10 protein-coding genes and 2 riboswitches are annotated in these 13,133 nt (G+C 55.9%); of the genes, 4 read left to right on the forward strand and 6 right to left on the reverse strand.

The features are described from left to right. Nucleotides 1–80: 80 nt before the first annotated feature. The 4 genes from RHM61_RS13130 (at nt 81) to gcvP (ending at nt 7,442) form a co-directional block, all read left to right on the forward strand. Complete coding sequence (locus RHM61_RS13130) at nt 81–2,486, forward strand: penicillin acylase family protein (protein WP_322247755.1); 2,406 nt, start codon at nt 81–83, stop codon at nt 2,484–2,486. 68 nt (nt 2,487–2,554) lie between these two features. Then, nucleotides 2,555–2,646, forward strand: a riboswitch (glycine riboswitch). Nucleotides 2,647–2,669: 23 nt separating this feature from the next. Next, nucleotides 2,670–2,781: riboswitch (glycine riboswitch) on the forward strand. Between the two features lie 80 nt (nt 2,782–2,861). Next, on the forward strand, nt 2,862–4,007 hold the full coding sequence (gene gcvT, locus RHM61_RS13135) for a glycine cleavage system aminomethyltransferase GcvT (protein ID WP_322247756.1): 1,146 nt from the start codon (nt 2,862–2,864) through the stop codon (nt 4,005–4,007). Nucleotides 4,008–4,077: 70 nt separating this feature from the next. Then, the gene (gene gcvH / locus RHM61_RS13140) at nt 4,078–4,455 is read left to right on the forward strand and encodes a glycine cleavage system protein GcvH (protein ID WP_322247757.1); all 378 of its coding nucleotides are present in this window, start codon (nt 4,078–4,080) and stop codon (nt 4,453–4,455) included. 107 nt (nt 4,456–4,562) lie between these two features. After that, nucleotides 4,563–7,442, forward strand: coding sequence for an aminomethyl-transferring glycine dehydrogenase (gcvP, locus tag RHM61_RS13145; RefSeq protein WP_322247758.1), 2,880 nt, complete (start codon nt 4,563–4,565; stop codon nt 7,440–7,442). Between the two features lie 535 nt (nt 7,443–7,977). Here gcvP and RHM61_RS13150 read toward each other — a convergent pair. The 6 genes from RHM61_RS13150 to RHM61_RS13175 all read right to left on the reverse strand — a co-directional run bounded on the left by RHM61_RS13150 (nt 7,978) and on the right by RHM61_RS13175 (nt 13,122). Beyond that, nucleotides 7,978–8,430, reverse strand: a complete 453-nt coding sequence (locus tag RHM61_RS13150; protein WP_322247759.1) for a cache domain-containing protein — start codon at nt 8,428–8,430, stop codon at nt 7,978–7,980. Between the two features lie 136 nt (nt 8,431–8,566). Then, complete coding sequence (locus RHM61_RS13155) at nt 8,567–9,382, reverse strand: mechanosensitive ion channel family protein (RefSeq protein WP_322247760.1); 816 nt, start codon at nt 9,380–9,382, stop codon at nt 8,567–8,569. A gap of 431 nt (nt 9,383–9,813) precedes the next feature. After that, the gene (gene phnE / locus RHM61_RS13160; RefSeq protein WP_416200179.1) at nt 9,814–10,614 is read right to left on the reverse strand and encodes a phosphonate ABC transporter, permease protein PhnE; all 801 of its coding nucleotides are present in this window, start codon (nt 10,612–10,614) and stop codon (nt 9,814–9,816) included. Continuing rightward, the gene (locus RHM61_RS13165) at nt 10,611–11,456 is read right to left on the reverse strand and encodes an ABC transporter permease (protein ID WP_322247761.1); all 846 of its coding nucleotides are present in this window, start codon (nt 11,454–11,456) and stop codon (nt 10,611–10,613) included. The genes phnE and RHM61_RS13165 overlap by 4 nt, the downstream gene beginning before the upstream one ends. Further along, nucleotides 11,453–12,226 (reverse strand): phosphonate ABC transporter ATP-binding protein, encoded by a 774-nt coding sequence (locus RHM61_RS13170; protein WP_322247762.1) that lies wholly within the window; start codon nt 12,224–12,226, stop codon nt 11,453–11,455. The genes RHM61_RS13165 and RHM61_RS13170 overlap by 4 nt, the downstream gene beginning before the upstream one ends. Continuing rightward, nucleotides 12,226–13,122: a putative selenate ABC transporter substrate-binding protein gene (locus RHM61_RS13175; protein ID WP_322247763.1), complete on the reverse strand. Its 897-nt coding sequence runs from the start codon at nt 13,120–13,122 to the stop codon at nt 12,226–12,228. The genes RHM61_RS13170 and RHM61_RS13175 overlap by 1 nt, the downstream gene beginning before the upstream one ends. Nucleotides 13,123–13,133: the final 11 nt, after the last annotated feature.

Consider the following 13,133-nt stretch of genomic DNA (forward strand, 5'->3'; position numbering starts at 1 on the left):
TCGGCGTAGCTTGGCTATATCGCCGCCGGAATAAATGGTTTAAATTAACGCTACCTGATAATTTTGCTGAAAGCTTCATAATGAAGGCGATCTTGAAAAAAACCGCGCTCGTGGTGTTCTTGTTGTTGCTGTGCGTGGCGATGGCGGCAACTTGGTATGTGCGTGGCAAACGGGTGCAGCGCGACGGCTTGGTTCATCTCAGTGGTATGACGGCGGCGGTGGAGGTGCGTTATGATGAGCGTGGGGTACCGCATATTCGCGCCAGCAACGAAACCGATTTGTATCGGGCGCTCGGCTATGTGCACGCGCAAGACCGCTTGTTTCAAATGGAAATGCTGCGTCGCCTGGCGCGTGGTGAGTTGGCCGAGATCCTCGGCCCGAAATTGCTCGAGGTCGATCGTTTGTTTCGTACCTTGGGCTTGGCAGAACATGCGCAGAAGTATGCGGCCAAGCTCGATTTGAATCGGCCGGCAAGTCGTGCCTTGCTGGCCTATCTCGATGGGGTCAATCAGTATCAAGCCAGCCATGCCGCCCCGGTAGAATTCGATTTGCTGCAGATCCCTAAGCGAGCATTCACGGTGGCCGACACCATCGCCGCTTCCGGATACACCGCTTACAGTTTTGCTGCCGCGTTTCGCACCGAACCGGCCTTGAGTAAAATTCGTGATCAACTTGGCCCTCAGTATTTACACGTGTTCGATCTCGATTGGCATCCACAGGGGGTGTTCGTGGGCGCGCCAGCGGCACCGAAATTGGCGGCAGCCGACTGGCACAGCTTGAGCCGCATTGCCCAAGTCAGCCAAACCGCGATTGCTGATCTCGGTTTGCCACAGTTTGAGGGCAGTAATGCCTGGGTGGTCAGCGGTGCACGTACCGCCAGTGGCAAGCCTTTGTTAGCCGGTGATCCGCACATCGCTTATTCGGCCCCGGCGGTCTGGTATGAGGCGCAGCTGCAAGCGCCGGGCTTTGAACTGTACGGCCATTTCCAAGCCCTCAATCCGCTCGCTTTGCTCGGTCATAACCAGCAATTTGGCTGGAGTTTAACCATGTTTCAGAACGACGATGTCGATCTGATCGCCGAAAAAGTCAATCCGGCGCAGCCGAATCAAGTTTGGTACCACGGCCAGTGGGTAGAAATGAGTAGCCGCGAGGAAGAGATTAAAGTGAAAGGACAAGCGTCGGTCAAGCTGCACTTGCGCCGCACGCCGCACGGGCCGGTGATCACCGATGCCTTCCCTGAGAGTTATGGCACGACGCCGGTGGCGATGTGGTGGGCCTTTCTTGAAACCGAGAACCCGGTGCTTGATGCGTTTTATGATTTGAATCGGGCCGATACCTTGGACAAGGCGCGCGCGGCGGCGCGTTTGATTCATGCCCCCGGCCTCAATGTGGTCTGGGCCAATGCGCGCGGTGATATAGGCTGGTGGGCGGCAGCCAAGTTGGTACGCCGACCGCCTGAGGTTAATCCTGCCTTCATTCTCGATGGCAGTACCGGCGCGGCTGATAAAAACGGCTTTTATGATTTTGCCGCTAACCCGCAGGAAGAAAATCCGGCGCGCGGCTACATTGTGTCGGCTAACAGTCAGCCGGTTTCTGCGCATGGCATTGTTATTCCAGGCTATTACAATTTAGCCGATCGGGCGCGCCGTCTCGACCATTTACTCAATCAAACCGGTGTCAAATGGGACACCACGAATAGCCAAGCGATTGCGCTCGATGTCGAGACCGACTATGCCCAGCGGGTGTTGCAGCCCTTGCTGCCGATATTACGCGCCGGCTTGCAGGCCCCGGCTGATCTGCGTTTGCTCGACATCCTCAGTAAGTGGGATCATCGCTTCACACGCGAATCGATCGCACCGAGCTTGTTTGCGCAAATGCTCTACCAGATTGCCAACAATGCGTTTGCCGATGAATTGGGTCCGGTGGAATTCAAAAACCTGCTGCGCACGCGCGTTCTCGATGAGGCAATCGTCAGGCTGTTAGCCGATGAGCAGTCGCCGTGGTGGGATGATACGCGCACGCCGGCGCGCGAAAGCCGCGCCGACATTCTCCTCGCTGCTTGGCATGACAGTATCGCTCATCTGCAGCAGGTGGCGGGCAAGGATAGTGATGATTGGGCTTGGGGTAAATTACATACACTCACGCATAATCACCCGCTGGGCCAGCAAAAGCCGCTCGACCGCTTGTTTAATATTGGCAGCTTCGCCGTTCCTGGTGGGCGCGAAGTGCCGAATAATTTGTCAGGCCCGATTGCGCCGGCACCGTGGCCGGTGGTGTATGGCCCGTCGACTCGGCGCTTGATCGATTTTGCCGCGCCTGGCAGTGCGCTGGGTATCAATCCGGTCGGCCAGAGCGGCGTCTTGTTTGATGAACATTACAATGATCAGGCCGCGGCGTTTGCCGCCGGTCGCTATGTCAATGAACATCTGCTGGAGGCCGATGTGAGGGCGCATACGCGGCAAACACTGATCTTGCAGGCACCGTGAGCTGCCCGCTGCCGCGTAAATATTTTGATCGGATGATATCCAAGTTCATGCAAGCCTTATATAATCTGAACAATTGATCGGGAGAGCGCATCCGCATGCGGATGCCGCCGAAGGGGCTAACACCCGAAAACTCTCAGGCATAAAGGACCGGTCAATGAAGCGCAGCGAGCCATCGAGCACTGCGCTTCACACTCTGGAGAGCGGCAGCGGCGCGATGCGTCGAACTGCCCACCGAAGGTGCGCACGAGCGGCTGGCCGCTCGTAATCTCTCAGGTATCAGGACAGAGGGGGATGCGATTTGTCGCATGCAGACGAAGTTTTCGTCGGCGTGTGGCTGTTCGTCCCTTTCATTTTGGTAACGACGAGGTTTTTCTCATGACGCAAGCAGCGACGACCGCAGCGGCCACACCGCTCAACACGACTCCATTAAACGGCGCACACCGCGCAGCCGGTGCCAAGATGGTCGATTTCGGCGGTTGGGATATGCCGGTCAATTACGGTTCACAAATCGAAGAACACCATGCCGTGCGCGGCGACTGTGGCATGTTTGACGTCTCGCACATGTGCGTGGTCGATCTGCGCGGCCCGCAGGTACGTGCGTTTCTGCGTGGTTTAGTGGCCAATAATGTCGATAAGCTGCAAGTGCCGGGCAAAGCCCTGTATTCATGCATGCTGACACCGGCCGGTACCGTGGTCGATGATCTGATCATTTATTTTTTCGATGAAACTTGGTTTCGTTTGGTCGTCAATGCCGGCACGGCCGCCAAAGATGTCGCCTGGATGCAGGCACACAATGACGCCACCGCCGCCGGTATCAGCATCACGGCACGACGCGATGGCGCGGATGCGTTTGCGCTGATCGCTGTGCAGGGGCCGAATGCGCGCGCCAAAGTTTGGCAGATTTTGCCGCAAACGCAGGCCGCCAGCGTCGACCTCAAGCCTTTTAATGCCGTCATCGTGGCCGCTACCGCCTACGGTGAAGTCATGGTGGCGCGCACCGGTTATACCGGCGAAGATGGTTTCGAAATCGCCGTGGCAGCCAGCCGTGTGACCGAACTCTGGAATGCCTTGGCCGCCATCGGTGTGGCACCGGCCGGGCTCGGTGCGCGCGATACCTTGCGCCTCGAAGCAGGCATGAATTTGTACGGCCAAGATATGGATGAAAGTGTCAATCCGCTTAATGCCGGTCTGGCTTGGACGATTGATTTGCTCAGCGAGCGCGATTTCGTCGGCAAACAAGCTTTGCTCGAGCAAGGCCAAAGCGCACAGTTCCTCGGCTTGCTGTTGCGTGAAAAAGGCGGCATTCTGCGCGCCCATCAAAAAGTCTTGTGTGCGCAAGGTGAGGGTGAAATCACCAGCGGCACCTTCAGCCCGAGCATGCAGCAAGCGATCGCCTTGGCGCGCTTGCCGCTGGGTGTAGCCATCGGCGACACCGTGCACGTCGTGATCCGCGATAAGCAGCTCGCCGCCACGGTCGTTAAATTACCATTTGTACGGAACGGCAAAGTGCTGGTAGCCTGAGCGACGGGCGCCGTCGTGACTCTCATTATCTTATGTGAACACTATTAATTACTTATTTGGAAAGCTACTCATGAATATCCCAGCAGAATTGAAATACACCACTTCCCACGAATGGGTACGTCTCGAAGCCGATGGCTCGCTCACGATCGGCATCACCGAATTTGCCCAAGACGCCTTGGGTGACATCGTCTTCGTCGATTTGCCGAAAGTTGGCAGCGTATTAGCGGCCGGTAAAGACTGCGCCGTGGTGGAATCGGTCAAAGCAGCCGGCGATATTTATGCGCCAGTCAGCGGCGAAGTCATCGCTGTCAATGAAGCGGTCGCCGATGCACCGGAAAGTATCAATACCGATGCTTTCAGCGCCTGGCTGTTCAAATTGAAACCGACCAATGTCGCCGACATCGACGGCTTGCTCGATGCTGCCGCTTACGCCGGCAATATCGGCTGATACCGCTGCTACTGTGCCGGCGGCAATGCCGCCGGCCTGTGACGCGCCACTGAAGTGGCGCATCGCTTCGATTCTTCTCTGCCTCATCTGACTACTGCGCCCCTATCATGACCCGACCTTCACTGACTCAATTGGAAGCCCACGACGCTTTCATCGCCCGCCATATCGCGCCATCGCCGGCTGAACAGGCGCATATGCTGGCCACGCTCGGCTATGCTGATCGCACCGCCTTGATCGATGCCATCGTACCGGCCAATATACGCCGCCACGATACGCTGCCGCTGGCTGAGTTTACCGCCGCCAAATCAGAACAAGCCGCCTTGGCCCAGCTCAAGCAATTGGCTGGCAAAAACCAGGTATTGAAATCGCTGATCGGTCAGGGTTACTACAACACCTATACACCGGGTGTGATCTTACGCAATGTGTTTGAAAATCCGGCTTGGTACACCGCCTACACGCCGTATCAACCGGAAATTTCGCAAGGTCGTCTCGAAGCGATTCTTAATTTCCAGACCATGATCACCGACATGACCGGTCTCGATATCGCCAATGCCTCGATGCTCGATGAAGGCACGGCCGCGGCCGAAGCGATGACGCTGATACTGCGCGTCGGTAAATCGGACTCGAAAGTGTTTTATGTTGGTGCCGATGTCTTGCCGCAAACACGAGAAATCATCGCGACCCGCGCAAAACCGCTGGGCATAGAAGTCCGCACTTGTCATGGTAGCGATGCGCTCGAACATGCCTGTTTCGGCGTGCTCTTGCAATACCCGGGCGTCAATGGCGATATCCGCGATTACCGCGAATATGCCGCCGCCTTGCATGCCAAAGGCGCACTCGTCATCGCCGCTGCCGACTTATTAGCCTTGACACTGATTACGCCACCAGGCGAATGGGGTGCTGATGTGGTGGTGGGGAATAGTCAGCGTTTCGGTGTGCCGCTCGGTTTCGGCGGCCCGCACGCCGGTTACATGGCCACGCGCGACGCCTACAAACGCAGTATGCCGGGCCGTTTGGTCGGCGTTACGGTCGATGCCCAAGGTCAGCAAGCGTATCGCCTCGCTTTGCAAACGCGCGAACAACATATCCGTCGCGAAAAAGCCACCTCGAATATTTGTACGGCCCAAGTGTTACTCGCGGTGATCGCTTCGATGTATGCGATTTACCACGGCCCGGCCGGTTTGCGCCAGATCGCCCAACGCGTGCAACGCCTGACCGGCGTGCTGGCCGGTGGTTTGCAGCAGCTTGGCTTCACGCTGCAAAACAGCAGTTATTTTGACACGCTCACAGTCACGGTGTCTAACGCCGCTGCGGTTCATGCTGCTGCCGTTGCAGCCGGTTATAATTTGCGTCAAATCAGTGCCGAAGCGGTCGGTGTTTCAATCGATGAAACGGTCGAGCGCAGCGATATTCTCAAGCTCTGGTCTATCTTTGCCGATGGCCGCACACTGCCGGATTTTGCTGCCATCGAAGCAGCTGTGGTGGACGCGATTCCGGCCGGCTTGCTGCGTACCAGCGCCTTCCTCAGCCATCCTACCTTCCAGCGCTACCATGCCGAACATGAAATGCTGCGTTATCTGCGTGGTTTGGCCGATAAAGATTTGGCGCTCGATCGCAGCATGATACCGCTCGGTTCCTGCACTATGAAATTGAACGCCACCAGCGAAATGGTACCGGTTACTTGGCCAGAGTTTTCCAATATCCATCCGTTTGCCCCTGATACACAAACCATCGGCTACCGCGAAATGATCGCGCAACTCGAAGCCATGTTGTGTGCGGCTACCGGCTATGCCGCAGTATCCTTACAACCGAATGCAGGCTCACAAGGTGAATACGCCGGTTTGCTGGTGATTCAGGCTTACCATGCCGCCCGCGGTCAAGGGCATCGCAATATCTGTCTTATTCCTTCGTCGGCACATGGTACCAATCCGGCTTCGGCTTCGATGGTCGGGCTGGAAGTGGTGGTCGTGGCTTGCGATGAACGAGGCAACGTCGATCTGCATGATTTACAAGCCAAGGCCGAACAGCACAGTGCCAATCTGGCCGCTGTGATGGTGACCTACCCGTCTACCCATGGCGTATTCGAAGAAGGCATACAGCAGTTGTGCGAAATCGTGCACAGCCATGGCGGTCAAGTGTATGTCGATGGTGCCAATATGAATGCGCTCGTCGGTGTCGCGGCACCGGGCCAGTTCGGTGGCGACGTCAGTCACTTGAATTTGCATAAAACTTTCTGCATTCCGCATGGCGGTGGTGGACCGGGCGTTGGTCCGGTGGCGGTGGCGGCGCATTTGGCGCAGTTTTTACCGAACCATACCTCGACCGGTTATATGCGCGGCGAAAACGGCATTTCTGCCGTCAGTGCGGCAGCCTTCGGTTCGGCCAGTATTTTGCCGATTTCCTGGATGTACATCGCCATGATGGGTGCCGAAGGTTTGAAAGCGGCAACCGAAACGGCGATTTTGGCAGCCAACTACATCGCCAAGCGTCTGGCACCACATTATCCGGTGCTCTACGCTGGTCACGACGGCTTGGTCGCGCATGAATGCATACTCGATCTGCGTCCGCTCACCGATGCCACCGGCATCAGCAATGAAGATGTCGCCAAGCGTTTGATCGACTTCGGTTTCCATGCCCCGACCATGAGCTTCCCGGTACCCGGCACGCTGATGATAGAACCGACCGAAAGCGAATCATTGCGCGAACTCGATCGCTTCATCGATGCCATGATCGCGATTCGTGAAGAAATCGCCAAAGTCGCCAGCGCTGAATTCGATGCCAAAGATAATCCGCTCAAGCATGCACCGCATACGATACAGAGTTTGCTTGCAGCCGAATGGTCGCATCCGTACAGCCGCGAAACGGCCGCGTATCCGCTGCCGTCATTGCGTCACCAAAAATACTGGGCACCGGTAGGTCGTGCCGACAATGTGTATGGTGATCGCAATCTGTTTTGCTCTTGCGTACCGCTATCGGATTATCAATAAATCTGCTGGGTATGAGTAGTTAAGCTAACCGGATGCAGCGCACGCTGCATCCGGTTTCCACGTCGCCGTTGTTAAGTACAGCAAGCACTGCCAGTAGCGACAGCGTAAAAGTATAGATTCATCAAAAATCTGACTAGGGTTTGAAACCCCGGCCTTCAGAGGCTGTCGCAAAAGGGTATTGAGTCGGTATCATTACCCTAACTGGTGGCCACGTCATTCCTGCGCGCTTTTGGCAGGAACCCAGCGGCGTTCGTGGTTAACTGAAAATGCCAGAAATTGTGGCATTTTCAGTGTAAAAAACGACGCTGGGTTCCCGCCAAAAGCATGCGGGAATGACGAGGCTGTGGCATGCAGGAAAGACGCGGTATGCGGTGTTTCAGGTGTAAAAAACGTCCATCAGGCTTTTGCGACAGCCTCTTCAGGCCGGTGAGCGACGAAGGAGCGACCCGATGGGAGGGGATGCAAACCCCTTCCAGAGGCTTTTCCATCGTCGCTTGCGACGATCCATTTAGTTGTTTGCGCAAAAGAAGCGCTGTTACTTGCCCTTGTAAATACCGGCTTCGAGTATCACATCGCCGGCCAGGAAAATATAAGTCGACTTATTTTCGAGCTGCTTGCTAACCGGATTGTTGTAGCGGTAATCGACCCAACCCTTGCCCTTGGCTTTGGCCAAGGCAAGAATTTCTTTGCGATACAGCTTGCCATCGGCGTCTGGCAAATCCAGCATGTTTTTACCGACCAATTTAGGATTGACCGGATGGGCTAAGATAGGGCCATCGATGGCGCGCACATACAGATAAATATCGCCGTTGATAAATTCGGGATTTTTTTCTGAAATGGTTTTGATCAAGGCATCTTTACCATTTTTTTGCAAATAGCTGTTTCCCTTTTCAACCATCGCGACCGCATCAGCCTTGTTATCGGCAGCATGGACGAATGGCAAAGCAGTGAGTGACAGCGCGAATAGCAGGCAATGTGGGAATTTCATGCGTTGGACTCCGGAAAGTGAATGGAGGACTAATCATCCCATACTGCCATGTTGAACACTATAAGCATTAACCACAGTGTGCACATTTTGCAAAAAACATACCGGCTCAGCGGCGCGCATGCGGCAATGCAGAAAATTATTTCTCGCTTTGCTGTACCGCAATTTGATGCACTGCCGGCACCGGCCAGCCGGCTTCGGCGTAGGCGGCGACGATGGCTTTATTGGTATCGAAATACACTTGCCAGTAATCTTTGTTGCTGCAATACGGACGCAAAGTGATCAGCGTACCGGCCGGATTGAATTCCAGAATTTCCACCGTCGGTGCCGGACTGACGGCAATATTATTGACGGTGGCGAGGTGACGTTTCAAGGTGTCGATGGCTTGCTGCGGCACGACACCATTGGCGATCTGGCATTTCAAATCGACTCGGCGCAGCGGATTGGCGGAGTAATTGATGATGTTGTCGGCAAAAATTTTGTTATTCCCTACATACACGCGCAAATTATCACCGGTATTGATGGTGGTAGCGAACAAGCCGATTTCCGTGACTTCACCGGTTTGACCACCGGCGCTGATGGCGTCGCCGACTTTGAATGGGCGCAGGATGACAAGGAAAATGCCGGCCGCAAAATTGGCTAACAAACCCGACCACGCCACGCCGATGGCAACACCGCCGGCTGCGATCAAGGCCGCGAACGAGGTAGTTTGTATGCCGCAGACATCGAGTATCGCCATGACCAAGGCGATCCGCAAGGCCACGTTAAGGGTAGACTTGCCGTAGTTGACCAAGGTTGGATCAACCTTGCGCGCCGCCATCGCACGACCGAGCAAATTGACCAGCAAGTTGATCAGCATGCCGCCTATGATCCAAATGGCCAGGGCGGCGAGAATTTTGATTCCGAATGGAATCAGATAAGTATTGAACAATTGTTCTAAATTAATATTGGGCATGGCTATCCTCGGCTGAACTGAAAAGTGATCGTTAATCATTCATCAATATCGGGTTTCGTGGATAAATTGTCAATGATGAAAATGTAAGAATTTGACAAATAGTGGCGCTGCGGCGGTTCCGAGTTGTGGTTTTAGTCGGCATCATCAAAAATCTGACCAGGGTTTGAAACCCCGGCCTTCAGAGGCTGTCGCAAAAGGGTATTGAGTCGGTATCATTACCTCAACTGGTGGCGACCTCATTCCTGCGCGCTTTTGGCAGGAATCCAGCGGCGTTCGTGCTTAACTGAAAATGCCAGATATGATCGTGTTTTCAGTGCTGAAAACGACACTGGGTTCCCGCCAAAAGCATGCGGGAATGACGAGGCTGCGGCATGCGGGAATGACGAGGCTGCGGCATGCGGGAATGATAAAGCTGTGCCGGGGGCCACGGCTCACTGCGTCAAATGCTTACGAATCGCAAAACTCAGTGCATCGACGACTGCCACTAACAGCAGCATGGCGAGAATGACACTGGCCGCAGTTGGCATTTGAAATAAAGATAAATGGTACTTCAGCATCTGCCCCAAACCGCCAGCGCCGACCACGCCCAGAATCGCGGCGGCGCGGATATTATTTTCCCAACGGTACAGGGTGTAAGACAGCATTTGTGGCAAAGCTTGCGGCAGGCTGGCATACAAGAAGGCTTGCGTTGCCGAGGCACCGTTGAGGCGCAGACTGGTGGCACAGGCCGGTGGCAGATTTTCTAAAGTTTCGGCAAACAAGCGGCCGAGTACGCCGCTGGTATGCGCCGCCAAAGCGATGGTGCCGGCAAACGGGCCAAGCCCGGCGGCGATGAGCATGATGGAAGCCCATACCAATTCTGGGACGGCGCGCAAAATATTGAGCAGCAAGCGCGTCGATGCTCTGGCCAGTGGGCCGAAGCGGCCACTGGCTGGCAGCGCTAGTAACAGCCCGAACACGGTGGCCAGCGCCGTCCCGAGCGCCGACATGGCCAGGGTTTCCAGCGTAGCGAAGCCGATTTTTCTTAGCAGCGCAGGGGTCAGATCGGGTGGCATGAAACCATGCAAAAATTCGCTGGCGCTGCGTACTGCCTCAGCGCTCAGCAGCGTGCGCCATTCGAGTTGCAAGCTGATGAAGCTGGCAGCGACCAGCAATATCGCGGCCACCCATAACAGCATGCCGCGCAGGCTCAGCAGCGGCGGGGCCGTTGGCATGGAGTTGCTCGCGCTCATGCCAAACCCTTGCGCAAAGCTTGGCTCAGTGCATCGGCAGCGGCCACCAGCAGCACGAAGACGATTAACATGGTCGACACTTCGGCACCGGCCAGCATTTTCATCGATTCATCCATGCGCTGGCCGAGTCCGCCGGCACCGACAAAGCCCATCACGACTGAGCCGCGGATCGCGCATTCCCAGCGGTACAAGGTATACGACACCAGTTCCGAGGCGGCATCGGGCAAGCTGCCGAAACAAAATGCCGCCAGCCGCGAGCTGCCGTTTTCCAGTAAAGTACGGCAGGTCGTCGGATCGCTGGCTTCGATGATTTCGGCATACACTTTACCCAGCATGCCGCAGTAAGTCAGTGCAATCGCTAACACTCCGGCGGTCGGACCGAGGCCGATGATGCGTACCAACAGCAGAGCCCAGACTAATTCCGGCACACTGCGCAAGAATACCAATAGCCAGCGCACCGCTTGACGCACGGCCAGCGAAGAATGGCGCATGCGGCCGCCGCCCAAGCGCGAGATCGATAATTGTTGATTGACGATGAGCGTCATCGGCAGCGCGCCCAGTATCGCCAGCGTCATGCCGGCAGTGGCCATGGCGATGGTTTGCCAAGTCGCGCTGGCGACGATGGCGAGAAACTCGGCCGAATGTTCGGGTGGGAAAAAATGACTGAGAAAACCAGCCGTGGCACGCAGGCTTTGGGCATCGAGCAGTATCCACGGTTGAAATTCGCTCAGCTGGGCCAGTGGCCACAGCAATAGCAATGCTAACAAACTGTACATGACCCGGCCGCGCCACGCCGGATCACGTGCCAAGCTGGCCGGAAACCCTGGTGTGTTGCTGCTCATAGCTGTGCTGCTACGGTCGACTGGGCATTGCGATACAGTTCGGCGATCATGTGGTCGCTGACTTCGCGGCTATCGAATAAAATTTTCCCGTCACGCAAACCGATGAGACGGTCAAAGCAACTGCGTGCCAGATCCACATTGTGCAAACTGCAGATCAGGGTGGCCTGACGTTGCCGGGCTTCTTGCTGCAAAGTGGCGAGCGTTTGCTGTGCCAAGGTCGGGTCGAGTGCCGACAGCGGCTCATCGACCAGTAGCAAGCTCGCGTCCGACAGTAACAGCCGCGCCAAACCACAGCGTTGCCGCTCGCCGCCCGAGAGTTGATCTACGCGCGCATAGAGCTTATGTTCGAGATGAAAGCGTGCCAGCGCTTGCCAAGCCGCGCGCGGATCTTGTGGGCGGATCAGATTACGCAGCGCCTGCAGCAGCGACCAGTGCGGCAAACGGCCAGCCAAGACGGTAGTGATGACGCGCTGACGCGCCGGTAAGGGCGCTGTTTGCGGGGCCAGGAACAAGTGCCGACGCCAGCGATGGCGTGCGCTTTCAGATAATTGCCAAGGGTCTTGCTGGCCGACGAACAAATGTCCGCTGCTCGGTCGCAGCGCGCCGGCAAGGGTATGCAAGAGCGTGGTTTTGCCGGCCCCGGACGGGCCAATCAGAGCGATCTGCTCACCCGCCGGGATCTCGATATTAAGATCGCGTAAGGCATACTGCGGCACGCCGGTACCGGGATGGCGCACCGCTAGCTGCTGTAGAGACAGCGCTGCCGGCATTACTTGAGTAAGCCAGCGTTGTGGGCGGCGGCTTCGATGGCAGCATAATTTTCTGCCTTGGTCGGGATGAAACGCGCGGTTCTTTGCAAATCGAGAATTTCTTTATCCTGCGGATTGGCGGCGTTGAGCGACAAGAAAGCATCGCTGAGTTTTTTACGCAAATCGGCTGGCATATCGGCGCGTACCGACCAGTTGTAGTCAAAGTAGCCAGGCGTGGTGTAAAACACGCGCACCAGAGTGGTATCGACTTTGTTTTGCGCGAGTAATTTTTCCCATACTGAAATATTCAAAGCACCGGCATCCACCTTGCCACCGGCAACCGCTGCCACGGTGGCATCGTGCGCACCGGAAAACGCGACGCGTTTGAGATCGGTATCAGGATTGATCTTGGCCGCTAACAAGTAAGAGCGCGGCATCAAATGACCGGAAGTGGAGGATTCAGAACCGAAGGTAAAGGTTTTACCTTTCAGATCTTCGAGTTTTTGTATGTCTTTTTTTGTCGTGATGAAAACCGATTTGAATTTTTCGTCTTCTTCACGCTGCACCAGCGGAATGACTTGATCTTTGCTGCGCACTTTGGCTTGAATGAAGGTGAAGCCGCCGAACCACGCCAAGTCTATCTTTTTATTGATCAGTCCTTCTACACAAGCAGCGTAGTCAGTCACGGGAATGAATTCAATCTTCATGCCCAGCTTTTTCTCCAGATACGCGCCCAGCGGTTTGAACTTACGTTGCAATTCAGTCGGTGCTTCGTCGGGGATCGCCGACACGCGCAATACGGTCGGTGCAGCGGCGGCCTGTTGGGCCATACTCAGTTGCGGCAGCGTGGAAAGTCCCAGTGCGGCGGCGGTCAACAGCAGTTGCAGGCGGCGGCGTGCGGAAAAGTGATAGGACATGGCGTGGAATC

Source organism: Undibacterium sp. CCC3.4, assembly GCF_034347425.1.
GTDB lineage: Bacteria > Pseudomonadota > Gammaproteobacteria > Burkholderiales > Burkholderiaceae_D > Undibacterium.

Coding starts and splice junctions, on each gene's coding strand:
- RHM61_RS13170 (WP_322247762.1), bottom strand. CDS start 12,226: ATGCCGGCAGCGCTGTCTCTACAGCAGCTAGCGGTGCGCCATCCCGGT.
- RHM61_RS13130 (WP_322247755.1), top strand. CDS start 81: ATGAAGGCGATCTTGAAAAAAACCGCGCTCGTGGTGTTCTTGTTGTTG.
- RHM61_RS13155 (WP_322247760.1), bottom strand. CDS start 9,382: ATGCCCAATATTAATTTAGAACAATTGTTCAATACTTATCTGATTCCA.
- RHM61_RS13165 (WP_322247761.1), bottom strand. CDS start 11,456: ATGAGCAGCAACACACCAGGGTTTCCGGCCAGCTTGGCACGTGATCCG.
- phnE (WP_416200179.1), bottom strand. CDS start 10,614: ATGAGCGCGAGCAACTCCATGCCAACGGCCCCGCCGCTGCTGAGCCTG.
- RHM61_RS13175 (WP_322247763.1), bottom strand. CDS start 13,122: ATGTCCTATCACTTTTCCGCACGCCGCCGCCTGCAACTGCTGTTGACC.
- gcvT (WP_322247756.1), top strand. CDS start 2,862: ATGACGCAAGCAGCGACGACCGCAGCGGCCACACCGCTCAACACGACT.
- RHM61_RS13150 (WP_322247759.1), bottom strand. CDS start 8,430: ATGAAATTCCCACATTGCCTGCTATTCGCGCTGTCACTCACTGCTTTG.
- gcvH (WP_322247757.1), top strand. CDS start 4,078: ATGAATATCCCAGCAGAATTGAAATACACCACTTCCCACGAATGGGTA.
- gcvP (WP_322247758.1), top strand. CDS start 4,563: ATGACCCGACCTTCACTGACTCAATTGGAAGCCCACGACGCTTTCATC.